The sequence below is a fragment of the Streptomyces coryli genome, assembly GCF_011044975.1.
Classification (GTDB): Bacteria; Actinomycetota; Actinomycetes; order Streptomycetales; family Streptomycetaceae; genus Streptomyces; species Streptomyces coryli.
The window spans coordinates 1-25,064 of record NZ_JAAKZV010000053.1 but is presented as its reverse complement, the minus strand read 5'-3'; the positions used below and the strand labels follow the sequence as shown (position 1 = coordinate 25,064).

At 71.5% G+C, this 25,064-nt stretch carries 24 protein-coding genes and 1 pseudogene; 16 read left to right on the top strand and 9 right to left on the bottom strand.

Going from position 1 to position 25,064, the window contains the following annotated elements:
- Window positions 1–61: 61 nt before the first annotated feature.
- Window positions 62–1,195 carry a phosphate ABC transporter substrate-binding protein PstS gene (pstS, locus tag G5C51_RS14750; RefSeq protein WP_165237306.1) on the bottom strand — a complete coding sequence of 378 codons (1,134 nt, stop codon included), beginning with the start codon at window positions 1,193–1,195 and terminating at the stop codon, window positions 62–64.
- A gap of 292 nt (window positions 1,196–1,487) precedes the next feature.
- Between pstS and G5C51_RS14745 the strand changes: the two genes are divergently transcribed.
- From G5C51_RS14745 to folP, 6 genes are all read left to right on the top strand, one after another.
- On the top strand, window positions 1,488–2,627 hold the full coding sequence (locus tag G5C51_RS14745) for a zinc-dependent metalloprotease (protein ID WP_165237304.1): 1,140 nt from the start codon (window positions 1,488–1,490) through the stop codon (window positions 2,625–2,627).
- Window positions 2,628–2,784: 157 nt separating this feature from the next.
- Window positions 2,785–3,822, top strand: a complete 1,038-nt coding sequence (gene tilS, locus G5C51_RS14740; protein ID WP_165237302.1) for a tRNA lysidine(34) synthetase TilS — start codon at window positions 2,785–2,787, stop codon at window positions 3,820–3,822.
- A 45-nt stretch (window positions 3,823–3,867) separates the two neighbouring features.
- Window positions 3,868–4,407: a hypoxanthine phosphoribosyltransferase gene (hpt, locus tag G5C51_RS14735; protein WP_165237332.1), complete on the top strand. Its 540-nt coding sequence runs from the start codon at window positions 3,868–3,870 to the stop codon at window positions 4,405–4,407.
- A 247-nt stretch (window positions 4,408–4,654) separates the two neighbouring features.
- Window positions 4,655–6,721 (top strand): ATP-dependent zinc metalloprotease FtsH, encoded by a 2,067-nt coding sequence (ftsH, locus tag G5C51_RS14730; protein ID WP_165237330.1) that lies wholly within the window; start codon window positions 4,655–4,657, stop codon window positions 6,719–6,721.
- A gap of 120 nt (window positions 6,722–6,841) precedes the next feature.
- Complete coding sequence (gene folE, locus G5C51_RS14725) at window positions 6,842–7,447, top strand: GTP cyclohydrolase I FolE (RefSeq protein WP_165237300.1); 606 nt, start codon at window positions 6,842–6,844, stop codon at window positions 7,445–7,447.
- 43 nt (window positions 7,448–7,490) lie between these two features.
- A complete protein-coding gene (gene folP, locus G5C51_RS14720) occupies window positions 7,491–8,351 on the top strand; it encodes a dihydropteroate synthase (protein ID WP_165237299.1) in 861 nt (286 codons plus the stop codon).
- A gap of 5 nt (window positions 8,352–8,356) precedes the next feature.
- On the opposite strand, the gene G5C51_RS14715 is transcribed toward folP, so the two are convergent.
- On the bottom strand, window positions 8,357–9,508 hold the full coding sequence (locus tag G5C51_RS14715; RefSeq protein ID WP_165237297.1) for a betaine/proline/choline family ABC transporter ATP-binding protein: 1,152 nt from the start codon (window positions 9,506–9,508) through the stop codon (window positions 8,357–8,359).
- A 148-nt stretch (window positions 9,509–9,656) separates the two neighbouring features.
- Between G5C51_RS14715 and G5C51_RS14710 the strand changes: the two genes are divergently transcribed.
- The 4 genes from G5C51_RS14710 (at window position 9,657) to G5C51_RS14695 (ending at window position 13,159) form a co-directional block, all read left to right on the top strand.
- Window positions 9,657–10,391, top strand: a complete 735-nt coding sequence (locus G5C51_RS14710; protein WP_420824809.1) for an ABC transporter permease — start codon at window positions 9,657–9,659, stop codon at window positions 10,389–10,391.
- 3 nt (window positions 10,392–10,394) lie between these two features.
- A complete protein-coding gene (locus tag G5C51_RS14705) occupies window positions 10,395–11,111 on the top strand; it encodes an ABC transporter permease (RefSeq protein WP_165237293.1) in 717 nt (238 codons plus the stop codon).
- Window positions 11,112–11,164: 53 nt separating this feature from the next.
- Window positions 11,165–12,148 (top strand): ABC transporter substrate-binding protein, encoded by a 984-nt coding sequence (locus tag G5C51_RS14700; protein ID WP_240929655.1) that lies wholly within the window; start codon window positions 11,165–11,167, stop codon window positions 12,146–12,148.
- 207 nt (window positions 12,149–12,355) lie between these two features.
- Window positions 12,356–13,159, top strand: a complete 804-nt coding sequence (locus G5C51_RS14695) for a hypothetical protein (protein ID WP_240929654.1) — start codon at window positions 12,356–12,358, stop codon at window positions 13,157–13,159.
- A 17-nt stretch (window positions 13,160–13,176) separates the two neighbouring features.
- On the opposite strand, the gene G5C51_RS14690 is transcribed toward G5C51_RS14695, so the two are convergent.
- The 5 genes from G5C51_RS14690 to G5C51_RS14670 form a co-directional block, all read right to left on the bottom strand.
- A complete protein-coding gene (locus G5C51_RS14690; RefSeq protein WP_165237287.1) occupies window positions 13,177–14,322 on the bottom strand; it encodes an NADH-quinone oxidoreductase subunit D in 1,146 nt (381 codons plus the stop codon).
- Window positions 14,323–14,348: 26 nt separating this feature from the next.
- Window positions 14,349–14,831: a DUF3180 family protein gene (locus G5C51_RS14685; RefSeq protein ID WP_165237328.1), complete on the bottom strand. Its 483-nt coding sequence runs from the start codon at window positions 14,829–14,831 to the stop codon at window positions 14,349–14,351.
- Window positions 14,832–14,880: 49 nt separating this feature from the next.
- The gene (gene folK, locus G5C51_RS14680) at window positions 14,881–15,474 is read right to left on the bottom strand and encodes a 2-amino-4-hydroxy-6-hydroxymethyldihydropteridine diphosphokinase (RefSeq protein ID WP_165237285.1); all 594 of its coding nucleotides are present in this window, start codon (window positions 15,472–15,474) and stop codon (window positions 14,881–14,883) included.
- The gene (gene folB, locus G5C51_RS14675; protein ID WP_165237283.1) at window positions 15,471–15,830 is read right to left on the bottom strand and encodes a dihydroneopterin aldolase; all 360 of its coding nucleotides are present in this window, start codon (window positions 15,828–15,830) and stop codon (window positions 15,471–15,473) included. Before folB ends, folK begins: the two co-directional genes overlap by 4 nt.
- 131 nt (window positions 15,831–15,961) lie before the next feature.
- Window positions 15,962–16,936 carry an SAM-dependent methyltransferase gene (locus G5C51_RS14670; protein ID WP_165237281.1) on the bottom strand — a complete coding sequence of 325 codons (975 nt, stop codon included), beginning with the start codon at window positions 16,934–16,936 and terminating at the stop codon, window positions 15,962–15,964.
- 135 nt (window positions 16,937–17,071) lie between these two features.
- On the opposite strand from G5C51_RS14670, the gene G5C51_RS14665 reads away from it, so the two are divergent.
- Window positions 17,072–18,301: a DUF7134 domain-containing protein gene (locus tag G5C51_RS14665; RefSeq protein WP_165237279.1), complete on the top strand. Its 1,230-nt coding sequence runs from the start codon at window positions 17,072–17,074 to the stop codon at window positions 18,299–18,301.
- A gap of 49 nt (window positions 18,302–18,350) precedes the next feature.
- Window positions 18,351–19,025, top strand: coding sequence for a response regulator transcription factor (locus G5C51_RS14660; RefSeq protein WP_165237277.1), 675 nt, complete (start codon window positions 18,351–18,353; stop codon window positions 19,023–19,025).
- A gap of 4 nt (window positions 19,026–19,029) precedes the next feature.
- Here G5C51_RS14660 and G5C51_RS14655 read toward each other — a convergent pair whose 3' ends face one another.
- Entirely contained in the window at window positions 19,030–20,130 is a 1,101-nt protein-coding gene (locus tag G5C51_RS14655; protein WP_206313839.1) for a DUF5937 family protein, read from the bottom strand.
- Between the two features lie 92 nt (window positions 20,131–20,222).
- On the opposite strand from G5C51_RS14655, the gene G5C51_RS14650 reads away from it, so the two are divergent.
- On the top strand, window positions 20,223–20,372 hold the full coding sequence (locus G5C51_RS14650) for a hypothetical protein (RefSeq protein WP_165237273.1): 150 nt from the start codon (window positions 20,223–20,225) through the stop codon (window positions 20,370–20,372).
- Here G5C51_RS14650 and G5C51_RS14645 read toward each other — a convergent pair.
- A pseudogene (locus G5C51_RS14645) lies at window positions 20,356–21,462 on the bottom strand (threonine aldolase family protein); the annotation flags it as partial. The gene G5C51_RS14650 and the pseudogene G5C51_RS14645 overlap by 17 nt on opposite strands.
- A 175-nt stretch (window positions 21,463–21,637) precedes the next feature.
- Here G5C51_RS14645 and G5C51_RS14640 point away from each other — a divergent pair.
- The 3 genes from G5C51_RS14640 to G5C51_RS14630 all read left to right on the top strand — a co-directional run.
- Window positions 21,638–22,552: a DUF2520 domain-containing protein gene (locus G5C51_RS14640; protein ID WP_165237269.1), complete on the top strand. Its 915-nt coding sequence runs from the start codon at window positions 21,638–21,640 to the stop codon at window positions 22,550–22,552.
- Entirely contained in the window at window positions 22,549–23,409 is an 861-nt protein-coding gene (gene panC / locus G5C51_RS14635) for a pantoate--beta-alanine ligase (RefSeq protein WP_165237267.1), read from the top strand. The genes G5C51_RS14640 and panC overlap by 4 nt, the downstream gene beginning before the upstream one ends.
- The coding region (locus tag G5C51_RS14630) for an L-aspartate oxidase (protein WP_338118147.1) at window positions 23,406–25,064 on the top strand (1,659 nt) is incomplete at its 3' end. The genes panC and G5C51_RS14630, both read left to right, overlap by 4 nt.

Genomic DNA, 25,064 nt, shown 5'->3' with positions numbered 1-25,064 from the left:
CCGGCGGCGGTGCACCGGACGGTGGGTCTTACGGGGCTGTGCGGGTCTTACGGGGAGGGGGTCAGGACAGCGACTCGACGACGTCCTGGACCTTGCCCTGGATCTCGTTGGGCAGCGGGGCGTAGCCGAGGTCGTTCAGGACGTCCTGGCCCTTGTCGCTGGCGGTGTAGGTCAGGAAGGACTTGACCGCGGCGAGGCTGTCCTTCTTGTTGCCCGTGTCGCAGGCGATCTCGTAGGTGAGCAGGGTGATCGGGTAGGCGCCCGGCTCCTTGGTGGCGTAGTCCAGCTCCATGGCGAGGTCCTTGCCCTTGCCGGTGACCTTGGCCGCGGCGATCGCCTTGGAGGCGTTCGCGGTGGTGGCCTCGACCGGGTCGCCGGAGCCGGTGTCGATGTCCACGGTCTTGATGCTGTTGGCGTGGGCGTACGACAGCTCGAAGTACGAGATGGCGCCGGAGGTCTGCTTCACCTGCGAGGAGACGCCGGAGGAGCCGTCCGCGGACTGGCCCCCCTGGATCGGCCACTTCTTGCCGGGCTCGTGCGGCCAGGCCTTGGGAGCGGCGTCGGCGAGGTAGGAGGTGAAGTTGTCGGTGGTGCCGGACTCGTCGGAGCGGCTGACCGGCTGGATCTTGGTGTCGGGGAGGTCGGCGTCCGGGTTGAGCTTCTTGATGGCCGCGTCGTCCCAGGTCTTGATCTTGCCGGCGAAGATCTGGGCGAGGGTGTCCGCGTCGAGGGTGAGCTTGTCGACGCCGTCGACGTTGAAGCCGACCGCGATCGGGCCGCCGACCATCGGCAGGTTGATGCCCTGGCCGCCCTTGCAGACCTTCTTGGACTGGGTGACCTCGTCCGGCTTCAGCGCCGAGTCGGAGCCGGCGAAACCGGTCTTGCCCTGCAGGAACTCCTGGATGCCGGCGCCCGAGCCGGTGGCCTTGTAGTTCACGGTGACGCCGGAGCAGGCGGCGGTGTAGTCCTTCACCCACTGGTCGACGGCGTTCTTCTGGGCGGAGGAGCCGGAGGCCAGCAGCTGGCCCTTGGCGTCGTCGCACTTGATGTCGGAGGCGCCGTCTTCCTGGGCGCCGCCGGCGCCGGAGCCGGTGTTGTTGTCGGAGCCGCAGGCGGAGAGCACCAGGGCGCCGGACAGGGCGACGGCGCCGAGGGCCGCGGCGCGCGTGCGCTTCGTACGGGGGAGGAGCTTCACGTCGGTGATTCCTTCGGTTCTGGTGCGAGACCTTCTTCTCAGTCACGCGCGTTCGCGTGCGTCTCGCCTGGTGGGACTCGGTGACGTAACCGAAATTAGGCAAACCAGGTGAAGCGACCAGTGGTGAAAAGTGAACTGAAAATGAACCAGCCCAGTCACTTTGGTGACCCTGTGTGACCTACCTCGCAAAGTTCCGGCCGCGAGCCGCTGTGGGCCACCGCGGTCCGCCCGCATGCCCGCCTATCTCCGCCGAACCTCCCGTATGCGCCGCGCGGCACGTACGGTGAGAGACATGACGAGCATCGGTGGTGCGGAGATGGTCGACTGGAATCTCGCGGTAGCGACCGCGACCCGGCTGGTACGGCCCGGGCCAGACGTGAGCCGCGACGATGCGCGCGCCATCGTCGCCGAGCTGAGAGCACATGCGAAGGCGTCCGAGTCGCATGTCCGGGAGTTCACCCGGATGTTCCCCGAGGGAGCGTCCGAGGCGCATGACACCCCGGTGCTGGTCGTCGACCGGCCCGGCTGGGTGCGGGCCAATGTCGCCGGCTTCAAGGCCGTCCTGACGCCGCTGCTGGAGAAGATGCAGGAGCGCCGCGCGAGCATGCCGGGCGGCGCCGTCCTGGGCGCCGTCGGCGGCAAGGTCACCGGCGTCGAGCTCGGGATGCTGCTGTCCTTCCTGGCGTCCCGCGTCCTCGGCCAGTACGAGACCTTCGCCCCCGCCACCCGCGATCTCCCGGCCGGTACGGGGCACGGGGCCGGGCGGCTCCTCCTCGTAGCGCCGAACATCGTGCACGTGGAGCGCGAGCTCGAGGTCGCCCCGCACGACTTCCGGCTGTGGGTGTGCCTGCACGAGGAGACGCACCGCACCCAGTTCACCGCGGTGCCGTGGCTGCGCGACCACCTGGAGAGCGAGATCCAGGCCTTCCTGGCCGAGACCGAGGTCGACCCGTCCACGCTGCTGGAGCGCTTCCGCGAGGCCGCGCAGGCGCTGTCCGGGAACAAGACCGAGGCCGAAGACGACGCAGAGGGCGGCCGCAGCCTCGTAGAGATCGTCCAGACCCCGGCCCAGCGCGAGATCCTCTCCCGGCTGACCGCCGTGATGTCGCTGCTCGAGGGCCACGCCGACTACGTGATGGACGGCGTCGGGCCGCAGGTGGTGCCGAGCGTCGCCGAGATCCGGGAGAAGTTCCAGCAGCGCCGCGCCAAGGGCGCGGGCCGCCTCGACCAGGCGCTGCGCAAGCTGCTCGGCCTGGACGCCAAGCTGCGGCAGTACAAGGACGGCGAGAAGTTCGTACGGGCCGTATGCGAGTCCGTCGGGATGGACGGCTTCAATCGCGTATGGACATCTCCGAACACGCTGCCGACCAAGGCGGAGATCGCTAAACCGGCGGACTGGATCGCGCGGGTGCACAGTAAGACGGAGAGCTGACGAGTCTGGCACCTTGCGAGCCGGTCATTCACCCGTCCGAGGGAGCGTAACGGTCGCTGCCCGCGTGCAATGCTCGGATGTCAGCTCTTCTCTGTCACCATCGAGATACGCACAGTGACAGTGCAGTGGACCGCCGCTCTCGAAAGAAGTGAAAGCCATGGGTCCCCATCCCGCGGTCGCCGCGATACGTCTCGCAGTCCGACGCGTCCTGCATGACGTAGCGGACGAGCACGCGAAGCTCCACCCCCTGCGCAAACCGGATCAGCCGCTGGTGCTGGTCGCCTGCTCCGGCGGCGCCGACTCGATGGCGCTCGCCTCCGCCCTCGCCTTCGAGGCCCCCAAGCTGCACATCCGCGCCGGCGGCATCACCGTCGACCACGGCCTGCAGGACGGCTCCGAGCGCCGCGCCACCGAGGTCGCCGACCGCCTCGCCGCCATGGGCCTGAAGCCGGTCGAAGCCATCCGCGTCGATGTGGGCCGCACCGGCGGCCCCGAGGCCGCCGCCCGCGACGCCCGCTATGCCGCCCTCGACCGCGCCGCCGAGCGCCTCGGCGCGCATGCCGTGCTGCTCGGCCACACCCGCGACGACCAGGCCGAGACCGTGCTCCTCGGCCTCGCCCGCGGCTCCGGCACCCGCTCGCTGTCCGGCATGGCCGCCGCCACCGGCGAAGCCGGCCGGTACCGCCGCCCGTTCCTGGAGATCGACCGCCAGGTGGCCCGTAAGGCCTGCATGGTCCAGTCCCTCCCGGTCTGGGACGACCCGCACAACGTCGACCCCGCCTACACCCGCTCCCGGGTCCGCCACGAGGCCCTGCCGGTCCTGGAGAAGGCGCTCGGCAAGGGCGTCGTCTCCGCCCTCGCCCGCACCGCCCAGCTCTCCCGCGACGACGCCGACGCCCTCGACGCCTGGGCCGAGACCGCGGGGCGTGACGTCCGCCTCGCCGACGGCGGCTTCGACACCACCCGCCTGTACGCGCTCCCGCCCGCCGTGCGCCGCCGCGTGCTGCGCCGCGCCGTGATCGAAGCCGGCGCCCCCGCGGGCTCGCTCTTCTCCCGGCACATCGAAGAGGTCGACCGGCTGCTGACCAGCTGGCGCGGCCAGAAGGCCATCAGCCTCCCCGGGCGTGTCGAGGCCTGGCGCGCGGATGGCAGACTGGTCATCCGGCGCCGCGATGAGGCTGCCGCGGAGAACTGACCGTTACTTACTTAGCGAGAGACGGCGCGGGTGGACGAAAAGGACATGGGGGCCGACCTCAAGTCGGTCCTCATCACCAAGGAAGAGATCGACGCGAAGCTCGCCGAGCTGGGCGCGAAGATCGATGCGGAGTACGCGGGCAAGGACCTGCTCCTCGTCGGAGTCCTCAAGGGCGCCGTGATGGTCATGGCGGACCTGGCCCGGACCCTGTCCACCCCGGCCACGATGGACTGGATGGCGGTGTCCTCGTACGGCGCGGGCACCCAGTCCTCGGGCGTGGTGCGGATCCTCAAGGACCTGGACACCGACATCAAGGGCAAGCACGTCCTGATCGTCGAGGACATCATCGACTCCGGGCTGACGCTGTCCTGGCTGCTGTCGAACCTCGGCTCGCGCGAGCCGGAGTCGCTCAAGGTGTGCACGCTGCTGCGCAAGCCCGAGGCGGCCAAGGTGAACATCGACGTGGAGTGGGTCGGCTTCGACATCCCGAACGAGTTCGTGATCGGGTACGGGCTGGACTACGCGGAGAAGTACCGGAATCTTCCGTTCGTGGGCACGCTGGCCCCGCACGTATACGGCGGCTGACCCTCTGACAGGCCCATTTGGCGGCGGGAACGACTGGCTCGTTCCCGCCGTTGGAGCATGCGAAGGCGCCTGACTTCGCCGCCCCCGCCGCAACGGGTGACAATGCTGGGGTACCGTCGAAAGCTAGTCGCCATTTTTCACAAGAGGCGCCAGGACCGGGTAATACACGTACGCGCGGAACGGGTCGTCAACGGCCCGCCGCGCCTCACTGTGGCAGGAGGTACGGGGTGCAACTCGCCCCGTGTGGATGGACGTGAAGCGCTACTTCCGTGGGCCAGTCATGTGGATCGTGCTGGCCGTCCTCGCCGTGGTCCTGCTCATTGAGCTCGTCGGTTCGTCCGAGGGCTACAAGTCGGTGGACACCGGCAAGGTCGTTCAGGCGATCACCGAGAAAAAGATCAAGTCTGCCGAGCTGACCACCGGCAACGATCAGACCGTCAAGATTCAGCTCAAGGGCGACGGCAAGATCGACGGCAGCAACAAGGTCAAGGCGAACTACATCGACGAGCAGGGTGTCGAGATCGCCAAGCAGCTGCAGGGGTCGTTCGACCGCGGCGAGATCGCCGACGGCTACTCCGTGAAGCCGACGAAGGACAACCCCTTCGTCAGCATCCTGCTGTCCCTGCTGCCGTTCGTCCTCATCGTCCTCGTCTTCCTGTTCCTGATGAACCAGATGCAGGGCGGCGGCTCCCGGGTCATGAACTTCGGGAAGTCGAAGGCGAAGCTGATCACCAAGGACACCCCCAAGACCACGTTCGCCGACGTGGCGGGTGCCGAGGAAGCCGTCGAGGAGCTCCACGAGATCAAGGAGTTCCTGCAGGAGCCGGCGAAGTTCCAGGCCGTGGGCGCCAAGATCCCGAAGGGCGTGCTGCTCTACGGGCCGCCCGGTACCGGCAAGACGCTGCTGGCGCGGGCCGTGGCCGGTGAGGCCGGGGTGCCGTTCTACTCGATCTCCGGCTCCGACTTCGTCGAGATGTTCGTCGGTGTCGGTGCCAGCCGAGTCCGCGACCTCTTCGAGCAGGCCAAGCAGAACGCTCCCGCGATCGTCTTCGTCGACGAGATCGACGCCGTCGGCCGGCACCGCGGTGCCGGTATGGGCGGCGGTCACGACGAGCGCGAGCAGACGCTGAACCAGCTGCTCGTCGAGATGGACGGCTTCGACGTCAAGGGCGGCGTGATCCTCATCGCGGCCACCAACCGGCCGGACATCCTCGACCCGGCGCTGCTGCGCCCGGGCCGGTTCGACCGGCAGATCGGCGTCGAGTCGCCGGACCTGAACGGGCGCCTGCACATCCTGCAGGTGCACCAGAAGGGCAAGCCGATCGCGCCGGACGTCGACCTCAAGGCCGTCGCCAAGCGGACGCCGGGCTTCACCGGTGCGGACCTGAGCAACGTCCTCAATGAGGCCGCCCTGCTCACGGCCCGTAGCGACAAGAAGCTGATCGACAACAAGGCGCTCGACGAGGCCATCGACCGCGTGGTCGCGGGTCCGCAGAAGCGGTCCCGGATCATGTCGGAGAAGGAGAAGAAGATCACCGCGTACCACGAGGGCGGACACGCCCTGGTCGCGGCGGCCTCTCCCTCCGGAGACCCGGTGCACAAGGTGACGATCCTGTCCCGTGGGCGTGCGCTGGGCTACACGATGGTGCTGCCGGAGGAGGACAAGTACTCCACGACGCGCAATCAGATGCTCGACCAGCTCTCGTACATGATGGGCGGGCGCGCGGCCGAGGAGCTCGTCTTCCACGACCCGACGACGGGTGCGGCGAACGACATCGAGAAGGCCACCAAGACCGCCCGGGCCATGGTCACGCAGTACGGCATGACCGAGCGGCTCGGCGCGATCAAGTTCGGCTCGGAGGGCAGCGAGCCCTTCCTCGGCAAGGAGATGGCGCACCAGCGCGACTACTCGGAAGAGATCGCCGCGCTGGTCGATGAGGAAGTCAAGAAGCTCATCGAGACCGCGCACAACGAGGCCTGGGAGATCCTCGTCGAGAACCGCGACGTCCTCGACAACCTGGTCCTCGAGCTCCTCGAGAAGGAGACGCTGAACAAGGAGCAGCTGGCGGAGATCTTCAAGGACCTGGTCAAGCGCCCCGAGCGCCCGGCCTGGACCGGCTCCTCCCGGCGTACTCCGTCGACCCGCCCGCCGGTGCTCTCGCCGAAGGAACTGTCGGCGACCAACGGTGTGCAGCCGTCGATCCTGGCCAAGCCGGACGGCCAGCCGCAGGAGACGGTGGAACTGCCGGGTCACGGCGGGTCCGCCGGTCCTGACGACACCCCGCCGGCGGCGTCGGGCAACAGCGAGGCGTAACGGCATCTCCTTCAGCCTCACGGCTCCCGGAATGCAGGCCGCGTCCCCAAGGTTCTAGCCTTGAGGGGCGCGGCCTCTGCATATGCCGCCGCCCACGGACCAGGAGCGAGGCCTACGCACATGATCGATCCCGTAACGCTTGCCGGGGACGGCGACATCGGCGAGTTCGACGAGAAGCGCGCGGAGAACGCCGTACGCGAGCTGCTCATCGCCGTCGGCGAGGACCCGGACCGCGAAGGACTGCGGGAGACGCCGGCGCGGGTGGCGAGGGCGTACAAGGAGATATTCGCCGGCCTGCGGCAGCAGCCGGAGGACGTGCTGACCACCACCTTCGACCTCGGCCATGACGAGATGGTGCTGGTGAAGGACATCGAGGTGATGTCCTCCTGCGAGCACCACCTGGTGCCGTTCGTCGGCGTGGCCCACGTCGGGTACATCCCGTCCCACGACGGCAAGATCACCGGGCTGTCGAAGCTGGCGCGGCTCGTGGATGTCTATGCCCGCCGCCCGCAGGTGCAGGAGCGGCTGACCACGCAGATCGCCGACTCGCTGATGGAGATCCTGGAGCCGCGCGGGGTGATCGTCGTGGTCGAGTGCGAGCACATGTGCATGACCATGCGCGGGGTGCGCAAGCCGGGCGCGAAGACGCTGACCTCGGCGGTGCGCGGGCAGCTGCGGGATCCGGCGACGCGGTCCGAGGCGATGAGCCTGATCATGGCTCGCTGAGGCGGCTCGGCCGCTCGCGGCGGGCGGTGGCTACGCTGGCCGTATGAGCTCTGACGTACGCGGCCGGGTGGCGGGACTGCCGGACTTCGACCGCTGCGCGGTCATGGGCGTGGTGAATGTGACGCCCGACTCCTTTTCCGACGGCGGGCGGTGGTTCGACACCACCGCGGCGGTCAAGCGCGGCCTTGACCTGGTTACGGCCGGGGCTGACCTGGTCGACGTCGGCGGCGAGTCCACGCGGCCCGGGGCCACCCGGGTGGACGAGGACGAGGAGCTGCGGCGCATCCTGCCCGTGGTGCAGGGTCTTGCGTCCGAGGACGTGGTCGTGTCGGTCGACACCATGCGGGCGCGGGTCGCGGCCGCCGCGGTGGAGGCGGGGGCGCGGCTGGTCAATGACGTGAGCGGGGGGCTCGCGGATCCCGAAATGGTGCCGGTGGTGGCCGGGGCCGAGGTGCCGTTCGTCGTCATGCACTGGCGCGGGCAGTCGATCGACATGAACAACCGGGCGGTGTACGCGGACGTCGTCGCCGAGGTGATCGCGGAGACCCGGCGGAGCCTCGACCGGGCGGTCGAGGGCGGCATCGCGCCGGAGCGGATCGTCGCGGACCCGGGCCTGGGCTTCGCGAAGTCGGCCCCGCACGATCTCGCCCTGGTGGCGAGTCTCGGGCGGCTGCGGCGGGAGATCGGGCGGCCGCTGCTGGTGGCGGCGTCGCGGAAACGCTTCCTGGGACGGGTGCTGGCGGGCGAGGGCGCGTCCCCGCCGCCGGCGCGCGAGCGGGACGCGGCCACGGCGGCGGTGTCGGCGATCGCGGCGCGGGAGGGGGCCTGGGCGGTGCGGGTGCACGAGGTGCGGGCGACGGCTGACGCGGTGCGGGTGGCGAGGTCGCTGGAGGGCTGGGACTAGCCGCCTCAGCTGCCCGGGACGGAGTCCAGGACCACGTCCTCGCGGGCCACATCCCGCGCGTCCGCGTCGATCGACCGGCGCAGCGCCTCGTGCAGTTTGGCCGGGGTCAGGACGCCGATGAAGCGGTCGCCGTCCACGACGGCGATCCAGCCGGCGTCGTGCTGCAGCATCACCGCGAAGGCCTGCTTCAGGGTCGCGCCGACCGGGAGCCAGGCCTCCATGCGGCGGGCGTGTTCGCGTACGGAGCCCGCCTCCAGGTCGTCCGCCGCCACCCAGCCGTGCAGGGTGTCCGCGTCGTCCAGGACGACCGCCCACGGGGCGTCCTCGGTGCGCAGCCGGGCCGCCGCCTTCGGGGCCGGGTCATCCAGATGGACCACCGGGGGCTGTTCGAGATCGCCGGACTCGATCTCGGTGACCGACAGCCGCTTCAGGCCCCGGTCCGCGCCGACGAAGTCGGCCACGTAAGGCGTCGCGGGCGCGCCCAGGACCTCCGCGGGCGGCGAGAGCTGCTCGATCGTGCCCTGCCCGAAGACCGCGATGCGGTCGCCGAGGCGGACCGCCTCCTCGATGTCGTGGGTGACGAAGAGGACCGTCTTGTGCATCTGTGCCTGGAGGCGCAGGAATTCGTTCTGCAGATGCTCGCGGACCACCGGGTCCACCGCGCCGAACGGCTCGTCCATCAGCAGCACCGGCGGGTCCGCCGCCAGCGCCCGGGCGACGCCGACGCGCTGCCGCTGACCGCCGGAGAGCTGGTCGGGATAGCGGTCGCCGTACACGGACGGGTCGAGGCCCACCAGGTCGAGCAACTCCGCGGCGCGCTCCCGCCGTTTCCCCTTCGGCCAGCCGAGGAGGTACGGGACCGTGGCGGTGTTCTCCAGCACCGTCTTGTGCGGGAAGAGGCCGACCTGCTGGATGACGTAACCGATGCGGCGGCGCAGCTCGACCGGGTCGGTGCCGGCGATGTCCTGGCCCTGGACGAAGATCCGGCCGGAGGTGGGCTCGATGAGGCGGTTGACCATCTTCATCGTGGTCGTCTTGCCGCAGCCGGAGGGGCCGACGAGCGTGACCAGCTCGCCCTCCGCCACCTCGAACGACAGGTCGTGGACGGCGGTGGTGCCGTCGGCGTAGCGCTTGGTGACGTTCTCGAACCGGATCATGCTTCCCCATTCTGCCCCCGGATCGGGCGGCGTGCGTGAAGGTTGCGTTGCGGATCGCGCAGGCCGGGGAGCGACTGTCAGTCGTCATGCTTAGGGTTGGTCACACGAATCGGACCGACGTACCGGAGCAGGGCGGGAGGTGGGGAGCGTGGCGACGAAGCAGAGCTGTCTGGCGGCCAATGAGTGGATCTGCGGCGAGTATGTCCGCTCCCGCAGCCAGGAGCTCATCGACGCCACCGTGCAGCATGTGTGGATCACCGTCGCGTCGGTGCTGATCGGGCTGGTCGTCGCCTTTCCGCTGGCGTTGCTCGCGCGGCGGTACAAGCACGTCGCCGGGCCGCTGCTCGGGCTGACCACGCTGCTCTATTCGATTCCGTCGCTGGCGATGTTCTCGCTGCTGGTGCCCTGGATGGGCCTGTCGGCCTCGGTGGTGATCACCGGCCTGGTGCTCTATTCGCTGACGGTGCTGGTGCGCAATCTGATGGCCGGCCTCGAGTCAGTCCCAGAGGAGGCCCGCGAGGCCGCCCGCGGGATGGGTTACGGACCGGCCAGGCTGCTCTTCGGGGTCGAGCTGCCGCTGGCCGTGCCGGCGCTGATGGCGGGCATCCGGATCGCGACGGTGTCGACGATCGCAATGACGACGGTCGGCGGGATCGTGGGCTATGGCGGCCTCGGCAATCTGATCCTCGAGGGCATGGACACCCTGTTCAAGGCGCAGGTGCTGTCCGCGTCGGTGCTGTGTGTCGCGCTGGCGGTGGTGGCGGACGTGGCGCTGCTCGGGCTGCAGCGGCTGCTGACGCCGTGGGAGCGGGCGCAGAAGCGGGCGAAGACCCGCCGCTGGGGCGGGGGCCTGGGCCGTAGGACTGCTAAGGCGGGTGCGTAAGCCATGGGTGCGATCGCGGACGCCTGGTCCTGGCTGACCGACGGGTCGAACTGGTCGGGGGCCGAGGGCATCGGGGTGCGGCTCGGGGAGCATCTGTGGCTCACCGCGGTCGCGCTGGTGATCACGGCGCTGATCGCCCTGCCCGTCGCGCTCTGGCTCGGCCATATCGGCAAGGGCGGCGCCCTGGCCATCAATATCTCCAACGTCGGCCGTGCCGTCCCCACCCTCGCCGTCCTCGGCCTGCTGCTGCTCACCCCGCTCGGCAAGCAGGGGAACTGGCCGACGATCATCGCCCTGGTGCTCTTCGCCGTGCCGCCGCTGCTGACGAACGCGTATGTCGGCGTGCGCGAGGCCGACCGCGATGTGGTCGAGGCGGCCCGCGGGATGGGCATGTCGCCGTGGCAGCTGCTGACCCGGGTCGAGGTGCCGCTGGCCTCCCCGCTGATCATGACGGGCATCCGCTCGGCCGCGGTGCAGATCGTCGCCACGGCCACCCTCGCGGCCTTCGCGGGCGGCGGCGGCCTGGGGCGGATCATCACCCACGGCTTCGCCACCAGCCGCACCCCCGAAGTGGTGGGCGGCGCGCTGCTGGTGGCCGCGCTGGCCCTGGTGGTCGAGGCGGTGCTGGTGCTCGGCCAGCGGCTGCTCGACCCGCTGCGCAAGCGCCGCCCGGACCCCGCAGAGCCGCGGGACGCTGCGGTGGTGAAGGTGCCGGCATGAGGCATACGGCATCCTCTCGAGAGCTTCCTGTTAACCATGGATGGAGCAGTCCCTTGAAGACGAAGCGCACAGCTCACCGCAGTGGCATAAGGGCGACCGGCGCGGTCGCGGCCGTGGTGGCGTTGTCCGGGGCCCTGGCCGCCTGCGGCGGGGACAGCCTGGAGGAGAAGGGCGGCAAGGAGGGCGGGGGCGGCGGCAAGTCGATCGTCATCGGCTCCGCCGGATTCACCGAGCACGCCGTGCTCGCCAATCTCTACAAGGGCCTGCTCGACGACGCCGGCTACAACGCCTCCATCAAGAAGGTGAAGAACCGCGAGCTTTACGAACCGGCCCTGGAGAAGGGCCAGATCCACGTAGTCCCCGAATATGCCGCGACCATGGCGGAATTCCTCAACGCCAAGGAGAACGGCGCCGAGGCCCCGGAGAAGAACCCGGTCGCCTCCAGCGACGTGGACAAGACCGTCACCGCGCTGCAGGAGCTCAGCGAGAAGCGCGGGCTGAAGGCCCTGGCCGCCGGCAAGGCCGTGGACCAGAACGCCTTCGTCGCGTCCAAGGAGTGGGCGGAGAAGAACAACCTCAAGACGCTGACCGACCTCGGCAAGTCCGGCCTCGAGGTCAATGTCGCGGCCGGTGAGGAGTGCAGCGAGCGGCCCTTCTGCGCCCCCGGGCTCAAGGACACGTACGGCATCAAGGTCGGCAAGATCGACCCCAAGGGCGTCTCCACCCCGCAGTCCAAGCAGTCGGTGAAGGAGGGCACCAACCAGCTGGCGCTGACCAACTCGACGGACGCGACGCTGGACCAGTTCGGCCTGGTGATCCTCGAGGACGACAAGAAGCTGCAGAACGCGGACAACGTGCTGCCGGTGGTCAACGCCGACAAGGCCGGCGACAAGAAGGTCACCAACGCCCTCGACAAGCTCAACCGGGTCCTCACCTCCCAGGACCTGATCGACCTGTCGAAGAAGGTGGACGCGGAACGGGCCAAGCCGGAGGACGCCGCCGCGGACTACCTGAAGGAGAAGGGCCTGGTGAAGTAGGCCGCTCACGGGGGATGGTGTCGCCGGTATTTAAGTAACCACCGGGAAACGATCGTTGGGCGCCATTCCCCGTTAGCACACCCAAGCGGTAAGTTTCCAGCCATGCCACCTCGTGGACGCCACCGTTTCTCGTCGCCGGTCCGCAGGCTGCTTCCCCCACTGGCGGTAGCAGTTGCCGCTCTCGGCTGTGCCGCCGCGGCCTGGCTCATGACCGGCAGCGACGCCCGGGTGCTCAGGTGGCTGGTCGTGGGAGCGGCGGTCGCCGCGACGGCCGGTGCAGTCCTGCTGCGCAAGTGGGATCGCACCGCGAGCCTGCGCCTCGCCGAGGCGGCCGGCTCCCGCGCCCGCGCCGAGATACGTCACGAGGAGAAGGTCGGCGAGCTCGAGGACGACCTCGAGGACTCCCGCAAGGTGCGCGCCGAGCTCGAGGGCCGGCTCCGCACCCGCCTCGCCGAGCTGGGCCACCTGCGCAGCGAGCACGCCACCCTGCTGCGCCGCTACGCCACCGCCGAGACCGACCGCGCCGATGCCCTGGAGGGCCGCCGCCGGCTCGCCATCGAGGCCGCCGAGCCGGTCCGGGCGCTGCCGCCCGCCGGCGCCGACCGTAACTCCACCGGCGCCCCGACCCCCGCCACGTATCTGCGCGCCTCGGTCGCGCTGCGGCACCTCGCCGACAACGCGTCCCGGCAGGGCCGGGGCCAGGGCCAGGGCCACGAGACGGCGGAGACCAACGCCCGCGGCGGCAGCCACTTCGACTACTTCGGCCGCAAGGAAGCCGGCCCGCCCGCGCCCCGGCAGCCGGAGGAGAACGCCGACCGCGAGGAGGACGACGGAGTCGGCGCCGAGACGGACCTGGCGGATGTCGTCGGCCCCGAGATCCTCGCGGAGGTGCGCGCCGAGGCGGAGGAGGCCGAGGCGGCGGACGAGGCGGATGAGCCGGACGAGGAGCCCGAGCGGCCCGCGGTGAACCCGAAGATCAGCAGAGTCATCGACCTGCAGGCGGCCAAGTAGTAGACCCGTTTCCGTGTCTACTTGTCGATGTCGCCGACCACGAAGAACATCGACCCCAGAATCGCCACCATGTCCGCGACCAGCGCATTCGGCAGTATCTGCGTCAGGGCCTGGATGTTGTTGTACGAGGCGGACCGCAGCTTCAGCCGGTACGGAGTCTTCTCGCCCTTCGAGACCAGGTAGTAGCCGTTGAGGCCGAGCGGGTTCTCCGTCCAGGCGTATGTGTGGCCCTCGGGGGCCTTCAGCACCTTCGGCAGCCGCTGGTTCACCGGGCCCTGCGGCAGCTGCGCCAGCCGGTCCAGGCAGGCGTCGGCGAGGTCGAGCGAGTTGTGCGCCTGGTCGAGCAGCACCTCGAAGCGGGCCAGGCAGTCGCCCTCGCTCCGGGTGGAGACCTTCAGGACGTCGCCCAGCTCCCCGTACGCGAGATAGGGCTCGTCCCGCCGCAGGTCGAAGTCGACGCCCGAACCGCGCGCGATCGGCCCGCTCACCCCGAAGGCGTGCACCACCTCGGGCGTCAGCACACCGACGCCGCGGGTGCGGCCGCGGAAGATCTCATTGCCGAGGACCAGGTTGTCGAAGACGTCCATCCGCCCCCGGGCCGCCTTCACCGCGGCCCGCGCCCGGTCCGTCCAGCCGTACGGGAGGTCCTCCTTCAGCCCGCCGACCCGGTTGAACATGTAGTGCATCCGGCCGCCGGAGACCTCCTCCAGCACCGCCTGCAGGTCCTCGCGCTCGCGGAAGGCGTGGAAGATCGGGGTGATGCCGCCGAGTTCGAGGGGGTACGAGCCGAGGAACATCAGGTGGTTGAGGACCCGGTTCAGCTCGGCGAGCAGCGTGCGCAGCCAGACCGCGCGCTCGGGGACCTCCATGCCGAGCATCCGCTCGACGGCCAGCACCACGCCCAGCTCGTTGGAGAAGGCGCTCAGCCAGTCGTGGCGGTTGGCGAGCATGATGATCTGGCGGTAGTCGCGGGCCTCGAAGAGCTTCTCCGCGCCGCGGTGCATATAGCCGATGACGGGATCGGCGGAGACGATGCGCTCGCCGTCGAGGACGAGCTTCAGGCGCAGCACGCCGTGGGTGGAGGGGTGCTGCGGGCCGATGTTGAGGACCATGTCGGTGGCCTCACCGGCCCCGCCGACGCCGACCGTCGTCTCCGTAGTCATGGGGGAGAGTGTGCCACCCGGCCGAACTACAGCGCCGGGCTGTGCGGGTCTTCCTCGTCGTCCGGGAGCTTCAGGACCCGCTCCAGGAAGATCGCGGCCGCGATGACCAGGCCCGCGGCCAGCACCGCGAGCAGCGCGTAGACCCCCTGCCGCTGCCGGGCGCCGAAGTCCAGGCCGTCCACCACCAGGAAAAGACCGAAGCCGCCGTACATGCCGCCGACCAGCGCCGCCACGTACGCGCTCGCCTGACCGAGGACCACCGCCCGCGCCGCGACCATCGGGTCCACGCCCTTGGCCCCTGGCTCCCGGTCCCGCTGCGCCTGCAGCCGGGAGCGCATGGACAGCGCCGTGGCGAGCAGGACTGTGGCGATCAGGGCCAGCACGATGGGGGCGGCGACCGGGACGCTGGGGAGCGTACCGACGGAGTCCCACAGCCGGGCCCCGGCCCAGGCCAGCACGCCGGCCACGATGAACGAGCCGGCCAGCACTCCGATCCGCAGCTGCTTGATCACGGTACTCAGCGCCCTCTCTCCGTAAAGCCCCTGTCCCCGCACCCGCCTACTCGGGCAGCCGCAGCTCCAGATCCTGGCGCTGCTCCACGCCCTGGCGGCCCACCGCGGAGACCAGGTCGACGACCCTGCCGTGGCCCTGCAGCTCCGCGCCCGGGTCCACGTCGTACCACGGTACGAGCACGAAGGCCCGTTCATGCGCGCGCGGGTGGGGGAGTGTCAGCTGCGGGTCGTCGGAGACGACGCCGTTGTACGACACGATGTCGACGTCGAGGGTGCGCGGCCCCCAGCGCTCGTCGCGGACCCGCTCGAAGGCCTCCTCGATGGCGAGGCCGCGCTCCAGCAGGGACGACGGCGGCAGGGTGGTCTTGATGACCACGACCGCGTTGAAATACGAGGGCTGGGCGCCCGGTTCGACGCCCCAGGGCTCCGTCTCGTAGACCGGCGATACCGCCTTGACCCGCAGGCCAGGCGTGTCCTCGAGGGCGTCGACGGCGCCCTGGAGGGTCTCCAGCCTGTTGCCGAGGTTGGAGCCGAGGGCGAGCACGGCGCGTTTCGGGTTGTGCAGGGTGGTGTCGGCCGCGTCGACCTGGCGGACGATGTCGACCGGCACGGGCTGCACGGTGGGGTCGCTGCGATTCATACACGTCCTCGGGTGATGGTCACGGTCACGTCGTCGAACGGGACGGTGATCGGGGCGTCCGGCTTGTGCACGGTCACCTCGACCTGCTGCACGGGGTCGTGCTTCAGGCACTGGGCGGCGATCCGCTCCGCCAGGGTCTCGATGAGGTCGACGGGCTCGCCACCGATGATCGCGGCGACCTCCTCGGCGACGATGCCGTAGTGCACCGTCTTCGTGAGGTCGTCGGCCGCCGCCGCGGCGCTCGTGTCCAGCGAGAGCACGAGATCGACGACGAAGGTCTGGCCGTCGGCGCGTTCATGGTCGAACACCCCGTGGTGACCACGGACCTTCAGGCCGTGCAGCGCAACACGATCCACCGCGTGGCTCCCTTCGATCTGCTGTGCCCCTCATCGAATCTACCTGCGAGCACCGACAGGCTTCTCCCCAGGTTCGGCCCGCGCTTACCCCCTCGGAGAGGCATGCACGCCGCTTCGTTCCGGATCCGCCCCTAATGGACGTGCGGCAGCAGGCCCGGGTTGACCGTGTCCGGTCTCACACCGGCCCAGTGCACCAGCCACCCGAAGTCCCCGAGCCCGCCCGCGGCCGTCAGCTCCGCCGCCTCGCCGGCGCCCGCCAGCTGCCGCACGTACGCCGCCGGGTCGGTCGAGGCGAGCGCCAGCGGCGGCCGGGTGCCGCGCACGCCGAGCTCGTGCAGCGCCTCGCGCTGCGTCAGCAGCCGGTACGGCTCGCCGCCCGCCGCCGCGCACGCGTCCAGCGCGACGTGCGCGGTGAGATCACAGCTCCCGTCCGGTACGGGCCGCACCTCCCGGCCGTCCCGGAAGCCGGTCAGCGTCCCGGCAGGTGGCCGCGAGCCGGCCGCATGCGCGTAATCCACCGCCACCGCCGCCCCGCGCGCCAGGCTCCCCACCGCCGCGCTCCACGCCGCGTCCCGCGCCGCCCCGAGCTCCGCCCGGTCGCCGGGCGCGGACAGCGGCCACCAGCGCCGCAGCCAGTCGGCGTCCTCCTCGGTTACGGGCTCGCCGAGCCGCTCCGAGCCGTCCGGGGACACGAGCACGTACCGCGGTACCCCGGCGTCGTCGGCCTCGGCGAGGTCAAGCGGGACGTTGTCGAGCCACTCGTTCGCGAAGAGCAGCCCCTCGACGCCCGCCGGCGGCTCGGCGACCCAGCGCACCCGGGCATCGAGCCCGTCGGGCCGCGGCGCCTTCTCCACGGCGTACACGGTGAGCCCGTCGTCCCCGTACGCCTCGAGCACCCCGCTCGCGAGCTCCCCGCGCCCGGCGCCGACATCCACGAAGGCGAGCTCCGCCGGGTGCCCGAGCGCCGCCGCGACCTGGCGCAGCAGCCCGGCGACGGCGCCGGCGAAGAGCGGCGAGGCGTGCACCGAGGTACGGAAGTGGGCGGCGGGTCCGCCGCTCCCGGGGCGCACATAGAAGCCGCGCTCTCCGTACAGGGCCTCGTGCATTGCCGTGGCCCATCTCTGCTCACCCGAATTCACAGGTCAAAGCTACGCAACTCCAACTTGCGGAGTAGCCCGCCGTTTACGGATCGCCCCCGGGGCTGACTCCCAGGCCCTGGCGGGATGCCTACGCTGGGTAACGTGCAACGCGTCTACGACTTCCTCCGCAGGCATCCGACCTTGGTCGACAGCTTCTGGGCTGTTGTCCTGGTCATGATGAGCCTGCTCTGGGTCGTCACGATCGACGAGACGCAGCAGCGGCACAACGACCACCAGCCGCACACCGACATAGAGAAGACCCTCGCCCTCGGCTTCTCCGTCGCCTTCGCCATTTGTGTGGCGCTGCGCCGCCGCAGCCCGGAGCGGGTGCTGCTGGCGACCATCGCGATCGGCGTGCTGCAGCTCGGCACCGATGTCGGCGTCGGCCCCGCCCACTTCGCCCTGGTCGTCATCGTCTTCACCGCCGCCTCCCGCGGCACCCGCTGGGCCTCCCGGCTCGCGCTCGCCGCCTCCGCGGTGGCTCCCACGATCTCCTCGCTGCGCTGGCCGGACTCGCAGCAGACGATCTCGAGCGCCATCGCGGGCACCATCTTCATGACCATCACCTTCGTGCTGGCCTGGGTGCTCGGCGACAGCATCCGCACCCGCCGGGCGTACTACGCCGAGCTGGAGGAGCGCGCCCGCCGCCTGGAGAAGGAGCGCGAGGCGCAGTCCCGGGTCGCGGTCGCCGCCGAGCGGGCCCGTATCGCCCGCGAGCTGCACGACGTCGTGGCGCACAACGTCTCCGTCATGGTGGTCCAGGCCGACGGCGCCGCCTACGTCCTCGACCAGGCCCCCGACCAGGCAAAACAGGCGCTCGGCACCATCTCCTCCACCGGCCGCCAGGCGCTGACCGAGATGCGCCGGCTGCTCGGCGTGCTGCGCACCGACGGCACCGAGCAGGTCGGCGAATACGTCCCGCAGCCCGGCGTCGACCAGCTCACCGACCTCGTCGAGCAGGTCCGCGGCACCGGCATCACCGTCGACTTCAAGGTCGACGGCACCCCGCGCGAGCTGCCCAGCAGCATCGAGCTGACGGCGTACCGCATCGTCCAGGAAGCGCTCACCAACACCCGCAAGCACGGCGGCCCGAACGCCGGCGCCACCGTCCGCCTCACCTACGGCGACAGCGGCGTCGAGCTGCTCGTCGAGGACGACGGCCGCGGCGCCGAGCGCGAGCTGGTCGAGGAGGGCGGCGCGGACGGCCTGGGCCACGGGCTGATCGGCATGCGCGAGCGCGTCGGCATGGTCGGCGGCCGGCTGGAGACGGGCCCGCGGCCCGGCGGCGGCTTCCGCATCACGGCCCTGCTGCCGCTCAAACCGGCGACGTAACGCCACCATCGATACTGATCTCACCGCTACGAGAGAAGGCCCGAATCCCATGCCGATCCGCGTGATGCTCGTCGACGACCAGGTGCTGCTGCGCACCGGCTTCCGCATGGTGCTCGCCGCCCAGGAGGACATGGAGGTCGTCGCCGAGGCCGGGGACGGCCAGGAGGCGGTGGACCAGCTGCGGACGACGCCGGTGGACGTGGTCCTGATGGACGTGCGGATGCCGCGCCTGGACGGGGTGGAGGCCACCCGGCAGATCTGCGCCGGCGAGCCGTCCGAGGCCCCGAAGGTCCTCATCCTCACCACCTTCGACCTCGACGAATACGCCTTCTCCGCGCTGCAGGCCGGGGCCAGCGGCTTCATGCTCAAGGACGTACCGCCGGGCGAGCTGCTCACCGCGATCCGCGCCGTCCACAACGGCGACGCCGTCGTCGCCCCGTCCACCACCCGCCGCCTCATCGACCGCTTCGCGGACGTCATGCCGGTCTCCGGCGGCGACCGCGCCCACCCCGAGCTGGACCGCCTGACCGACCGCGAGCGGGAGGTGCTGCTGCTGGTCGCGCAGGGCCTGTCGAACGGCGAGATCGCGGCGCGGCTGGTGCTGTCGGAGGCGACGGTGAAGACACACGTCGGGCGCATCCTGACCAAGCTGGAGCTGCGCGACCGGGTGCAGGCGGTGGTGCTCGCCTACGAGACGGGGCTGGTGCGGGCGGGCACCTCCTGAGCCGCTAGCGCAGCACCGTCTCCAGGAAGTCGGAGCCGAGGCGGGCGACGGTCTGCAGGTCCAGCTGGTGGAGGACGTAGCGGCCGCGGCGGCGGGTGGTGATCAGGCCCGCCTTTTTGAGTACGGCGAGGTGGCGGGAGACCTCCGGGGCGGTGATGCCGAAGGCCGTCGCCAGCTCGCCGGTGCTGTGCGAGCTGCGGGCCAGCATGCGGGTCAGGCGCATGCGCATCGGGTGGGCAAGCGCTTCGAGGCGCGCCTGGACCAGCTCGAGCGCCTCCGGGCGGGGCAGTTCCGGGGTGGCGACGGGATAGAGGATCACCGGCTGCCAGCCGGGGGCGTGGCCCGCGAACAGGTGCGGCCAGCCGAAGGCGCTGGGCAGGAAGGTGAGCCCGCCCTCGGCGGTGGCACTGGTCGTGCCGGTGGACAGCTTGTCCAGGACGAGGCGCTGCCCGCCGGTGCCGTACTCCTCGAGCCGGATCGCCTCGGAGACCGCGGACACCGTCTCCGCGAGCCCCTTGCGCTGCAGCAGCTCCGTCTTGTGCCGGGCGTCGGCGGCCAGCTGGACCCGTATCCGCTGCCAGGTGTCGCCGAAGAACGCCTGCTCGCAGTCCTCGAAGAGGCGCCGCAGCCAGATCCGCAGCCCGTCCGGGTCGTCGAGCATCCGCTCGGTGAACTGCGCCTGCCGCGGGCCGCGCGCCGCCGCCAGCTCCAGCACCTTGGCGCGCTCGTCCGCGTCGTCGAGCGGGGAGACGGTCGACTCGTACGACGAATTGCAGCTGATCTCGAAGGCGGCCTTCACGAACCGGCGGTTGTCGAGGCTGTCGATCCAGTCCAGGTCCTCGGCCAGGGTGGCACCGGGGCGCGGCGGAGCCAGGAGGTCGGAGCGGGCCGACCGCCACATGAAGTCCGCCTCGGTGAGGCGGTCGGCAAGCACCGGCTTCAGCGCGGCGGTCGTCGCCGTCGCCCAGCTGTGCAGCCCCGGATGGTGCGCCGGCTCGGACAGCGCATGCAGCATCGCCCCCAGCTCGGCGAGCGGCGAGGGCGCGAAGGTGATGCGCTCGGGCGGCAGCCCGGTGACGTCGATGGTGATGCTCACGCGATCCATAGTGCCTCCGCCCACCGACACCGCCCGAGCCGTTTGACGGCCTCGGTCAAGTGACGTGACCGCCGCCCGGAGCCGGGCGCACGGTCGATGGCATGACTCTCCACCAGCAGTACGCCCTCGACGCCGCCCGCGCCGCCCAGCACGGCGTACCGGCCCCGCCCGCCCCCGAACTCAACGTCTGGCGGGTCATCCGCCAGGCCCTCGCCGACCGCCGCCGCGCCCGCTTCACCCGGGCGGCGTGAGCAGCCGCAGAAACGCGGCGGCGGCCTCTCGTACGTCCTGCGCCGACCACTGAAGCCCGGGCGCTGCCACCGTCACCTCGGTCATCGCGACGCCCGGCGGCCCGCCCGCCGGCTCCCGCCAGCGCCGGAACAGCATGGTCCGCTCCTCCTCGGCGAGCCGCACCGACGCCTCGGTGAGCTCCTGGGCCGCGTACGGCAGCCAGACCTGGAACTGATGCGTGTGCGGCTCCCCGGGGTGCACCCGGAACCAGCCCACGCCCGCAAACGCCTCCCGCAGCGCCCCGGCGACGACCCGCGCCTGCGCCACGTACTCCGGCAGCCGCGGCAGCTCCTGATCCAGCCCCACCAGCGCCGCCAGCGCGACCGGCCACTGCTGGATGACCTGCCCGCCGTACCGGTGCCGCCACGCCCGCGCCTCGTCGACGAGCGACGCGGGCCCGGCGAGCGCGGCGCCGCCCAGCCCGCCGAGGGACTTGTAGTACGACACGTACACGCTGTCGGCCAGGCCCGCGATCTCCGGCAGCCCGCGGCCGAAGTGGGTGGTGGTCTCCCAGAGCCGGGCGCCGTCGAGGTGCACGACGGCGTCGCGCTCGCGGGCCGCGGCGACGGTGGCGGTGAGCTCGTCGAAGTCCGGGAGTACGAAACCGGCGTCCCGCAGCGGCAGTTCCAGCATCAGCGTCCCGAAGGGCTCGCCGAGGTCCGCCACCTCCTCGGCGGAAGGCAGCCGCGGTTCGGCGGTCGGATGTACGGTCCGCAGCCCGCTCACCACGGCGTAGGCGTCCCGCTCGTGGACCTCCAGGTGGCCGAGCGGGTGGGTGGCCACGGTGGCGTTGCCGGTACGGGCGGCCCAGCACCGCAGCGCGACCTGCTGCGCCATCGTCCCGGTGGGAAAGAAGGCGGCGGCCTCCATGCCCAGCAGCTCCGCGGTGCGCCGCTCCAGCTCGGCGACGATGCCGTTGCCGTACATGTCGACCGGCTGCTCCAGGTCGTACGCATCCGGGGCGGCGGCCACCAGCCGCCGCATCCGCTCCCCGACGCTCTCGACCCAGTCGTCCGCCAGCGCCCGCTCCGCACTCCGCCCGCTGCCGCGCCCTGGCCCGCTCTTCGTCGTCGCTCATGGGTCAGCAGCCTGCCAGGCCCCGGGCCCGTGCCGTGACCAACCCCACCGCCGCCGCCATAGCCGCCCGCAGGGGATCGCGTAAGATTGACGACAAGTCCGGTACCCGAGAGGACCGGAACTGCCGCAGCGCCGCGAAGGGGCACCAGTGAGCTCAAGCGCACCCGACCCGCAGGAGAAGCCTGCGCGCCTGGCCATCGGCGTCGTGGGCGCCGGCCGCGTGGGCCCGGCCCTCGCCGCGGCCCTCGGCCTCTCCGGCCACCATCCGGTCGCCGTGAACGCCGTCTCCGAGACCGCCCGCCGCCGCGCCGAGGACCTGCTCCCCGGCGTCCCGGTGGTCAGCGACCCGGCCGAGGTGCTCGCCCGCGCCGACCTGGTCCTGCTCACGGTCCCGGACGACGTCCTCCCCGGCCTGGTCGAGGGCCTCGCCGACACCGGCGCCGTACGCCCCGGCCAGCTGCTCATCCACACCTCGGGCCGCTATGGCGCCGACGTCCTGGAGCCCGCCACCCGAGCCGGCGCCCTCCCGCTCGCCCTGCACCCCGTGATGACCTTCACCGGCACGCAGATCGACGTGCAGCGCCTGGCCGGCTGCTCCTTCGGCGTTACGGCCCCGGAGGAGCTGCGGCTCGCGGCGGAGGCCCTCGTCGTAGAGATGGGCGGCGAGCCCGAGTGGGTCGACGAGGCGGCCCGCCCGCTCTACCACGCCGCCCTCGCGATCGGCGCGAACCACCTGGTCACGCTGGTCTCGCAGTCCATGGAGCTGCTGCGCACCGCCGGCGTCCAGGCCCCCGAGCGGATGCTCGGCCCCCTCCTCGGCGCCGCCCTCGACAACGCGCTGCGCAGCGGCGACGCCGCGCTCACCGGCCCGGTCGCCCGCGGCGACGCGGGCACCGTCGCCGCCCACATCGAGCAGCTGCGCGCACACGCCCCGCAGGCGGTGGCGTCGTACGTCGCGATGGCCCGCGCCACCGCGGACCGCGCACTCGCGCACGGGCTGCTGAAGCCGGAGCTGGCCGAGGACCTGCTCGGGGTCCTGGCGGAGAGGCAGGGACCGCAATGACTCCGACCGTCGTACACACCGCCGCCGACCTGGCCGCGTTGCCGCGCGCCGGCGCGCGCGCCGTCGTCATGACGATGGGCGCCCTGCACGAAGGCCACGCCACCCTCGTCCGCGCCGCCCGCGACCGCGTCGGCCCGGACGGCCAGGTGGTCGTCACGGTCTTCGTCAACCCGCTGCAGTTCGGCCCGAACGAGGACCTCGACCGCTACCCCCGCACCCTCGACACCGACATCGCCGTCGCCGGCAAGGAGGGCGCGGATGTCGTCTTCGCCCCGGACGCCGACGAGGTGTATCCGGGCGGCGAGCCCGAGGTGCGGATCAGCGCGGGCCCGATGGGGGAGCGCCTCGAAGGCGCGTACCGCCCGGGCCACTTCGACGGCGTCCTCACGGTCGTCGCGAAGCTGCTCCACCTCACGGCCCCCGACATCGCCTTCTACGGCAACAAGGACGCCCAGCAGCTGGCGCTGATCACCCGCATGGCGCGGGACCTGAACTTCCCGGTCGAGATCGCCGGCGTCCCCACCGTCCGCGAGGACGACGGCTTCGCGCTGTCGTCCCGTAACTGCTACCTCTCGGCGGAGGAGCGCATGACCGGACTCGCCCTCTCCCGGGCCCTGTTCGCGGGCCGGGACCAGGAGACTCCGGCGGCGGTACGGGCGGCCGCGCAGGCGGTGCTGGACGAAGCCGCCAAGGCGTCGCCGCCGCTCGCGCTCGACTACCTGGCCCTGGTCGACCCGTCCGACTTCACGGAGATCGCTGACGACTACGCCGGCGAGGCCGTCCTCGCGGTCGCCGCGAAGTTGGGCACCACCCGCCTCATCGACAACGTCCGCCTCACCTTCGGAGGCCCCCGGTGAACCGTCTCCCGGCCCCCGCCCCCGGCTGGTTCACCGACGCCGACGTGGCCGTCGTCGGCTCCGGCGTCGCCGGCCTGACCGCCGCACTGCGCTGCGCCGCGGCCGGTCTCCGTACGGTCGTCGTGACGAAGGCACTTCTCGACGACGGCTCCACGCGCTGGGCGCAGGGCGGCATCGCCGCGGCGCTGGGGGACGGCGACACCCCGGAGCAGCACCTCGAGGACACCCTGGTCGCGGGCGCGGGCCTGTGCGACGAGGAGGCGGTACGGGCGCTGGTCACCGACGGCCCCGGCGCGGTGCGTCGACTCATCGCCGCGGGCGCGGAGTTCGACGCGGACACCGCCACGGGCGACCTCCAGCTGGGCCGTGAGGGCGGCCACCACCGGCGCCGCATCGCGCACGCGGGCGGCGACGCCACGGGCGCGGAAGTCTCGCGCGCGCTGGTCGCCGCGGTCCGCCGCGCCGGGATCGAGACCATCGAACACGCCCTGGTCCTGGACCTGTTGAAGGACGCGGACGGCCGCACGGCCGGCCTCACGCTGCACGTCATGGGCGAGGGCGCGCGCGACGGCGTGGGCGCGGTCCGCGCGCCGTACGTGGTCCTGGCGACGGGCGGCATGGGCCAGGTCTTCTCGGCGACCACGAACCCGGCCGTGTCCACGGGCGACGGCGTCGCGCTGGCGCTACGGGCCGGGGCGGAGGTCTCGGATCTCGAATTCGTCCAGTTCCACCCGACGGTGATGTACCTGGGCCCGGACGCGGAGGGCCAGCAGCCGCTGGTGTCGGAGGCGGTGCGGGGCGAGGGCGCGCATCTGGTGGACGCGGACGGCGTCCGCTTCATGCTGGGCCAGCACGAGCTCGCGGAGCTGGCGCCGCGCGATGTGGTGGCAAAGGGCATCCTGCGGCGCATGGTGGAGCTGGACGCGGACCACATGTACCTGGACGGCCGGCACTTCGGCCGGGAGATGTGGGAGACCCGCTTCCCGACGATCCTGGCGGCGTGCAAGGCGCACGGCATCGACCCGGTGACGGACCCGATCCCGGTGGCCCCGGCCGCGCACTACGCCTCCGGCGGGGTGCGAACGGATCGGCGGGGCCGCACGACGGTGCCCGGGCTGTACGCGTGTGGCGAGGTGGCATGCACGGGCGTCCACGGCGCGAACCGCCTGGCGTCGAACTCGCTCCTGGAGGGCCTGGTCTTCGCGGAGCGGATTGCCGACTCGATCACCGCCTCCGCGCCTGCGGCGCAGGATGCTTCCAACCCGACCCGCCCGCTGAACTCGCACGAGGATGTGGCGACGGGCGTTCAGCGGGCGCAGGCCGATGAGGATGTGCCGACGGGCGTTCAGCGGGCGCAGGCCGACGAGGACGTGGCGACGGGCGCTCAGCGGGCGCAGGCCGACGAGGACGTGGCGACGGGCGCTCAGCCGCCGCAGGCCGACGAGGACGTGGCGACGGGCGCTCAGCCGCCGCAGGCCGACGAGGACGTGGCGACCGGCGCCCAGCAGCCGCAGTCGTCACCGGCCGCCGCCTCCTCCTCCGCCGCGCCTGACCCGACCACACCTCTCCCCCGAGAGTTCAGCGGGCGGTCTGTGGGTGGGCAAGAGCCGAGCGCCGCAGGCGCAGGCGTCCTCCTCCCCCCGGAAGCCCGGTAC

What these genes read in the sequence shown, in the direction of transcription:
- G5C51_RS14745 (WP_165237304.1), top strand. Translation starts at nt 1,488, where the DNA reads ATGACGAGCATCGGTGGTGCGGAGATGGTCGACTGGAATCTCGCGGTA.
- tilS (WP_165237302.1), top strand. Translation starts at nt 2,785, where the DNA reads ATGGGTCCCCATCCCGCGGTCGCCGCGATACGTCTCGCAGTCCGACGC.
- hpt (WP_165237332.1), top strand. Translation starts at nt 3,868, where the DNA reads ATGGGGGCCGACCTCAAGTCGGTCCTCATCACCAAGGAAGAGATCGAC.
- ftsH (WP_165237330.1), top strand. Translation starts at nt 4,655, where the DNA reads ATGGACGTGAAGCGCTACTTCCGTGGGCCAGTCATGTGGATCGTGCTG.
- folE (WP_165237300.1), top strand. Translation starts at nt 6,842, where the DNA reads ATGATCGATCCCGTAACGCTTGCCGGGGACGGCGACATCGGCGAGTTC.
- folP (WP_165237299.1), top strand. Translation starts at nt 7,491, where the DNA reads ATGAGCTCTGACGTACGCGGCCGGGTGGCGGGACTGCCGGACTTCGAC.
- G5C51_RS14715 (WP_165237297.1), bottom strand. Translation starts at nt 9,508, where the DNA reads ATGATCCGGTTCGAGAACGTCACCAAGCGCTACGCCGACGGCACCACC.
- G5C51_RS14705 (WP_165237293.1), top strand. Translation starts at nt 10,395, where the DNA reads ATGGGTGCGATCGCGGACGCCTGGTCCTGGCTGACCGACGGGTCGAAC.
- G5C51_RS14695 (WP_240929654.1), top strand. Translation starts at nt 12,356, where the DNA reads ATGACCGGCAGCGACGCCCGGGTGCTCAGGTGGCTGGTCGTGGGAGCG.
- G5C51_RS14690 (WP_165237287.1), bottom strand. Translation starts at nt 14,322, where the DNA reads ATGACTACGGAGACGACGGTCGGCGTCGGCGGGGCCGGTGAGGCCACC.
- folK (WP_165237285.1), bottom strand. Translation starts at nt 15,474, where the DNA reads ATGAATCGCAGCGACCCCACCGTGCAGCCCGTGCCGGTCGACATCGTC.
- G5C51_RS14670 (WP_165237281.1), bottom strand. Translation starts at nt 16,936, where the DNA reads ATGCACGAGGCCCTGTACGGAGAGCGCGGCTTCTATGTGCGCCCCGGG.
- G5C51_RS14660 (WP_165237277.1), top strand. Translation starts at nt 18,351, where the DNA reads ATGCCGATCCGCGTGATGCTCGTCGACGACCAGGTGCTGCTGCGCACC.
- G5C51_RS14655 (WP_206313839.1), bottom strand. Translation starts at nt 20,130, where the DNA reads ATGGATCGCGTGAGCATCACCATCGACGTCACCGGGCTGCCGCCCGAG.
- G5C51_RS14650 (WP_165237273.1), top strand. Translation starts at nt 20,223, where the DNA reads ATGACTCTCCACCAGCAGTACGCCCTCGACGCCGCCCGCGCCGCCCAG.
- panC (WP_165237267.1), top strand. Translation starts at nt 22,549, where the DNA reads ATGACTCCGACCGTCGTACACACCGCCGCCGACCTGGCCGCGTTGCCG.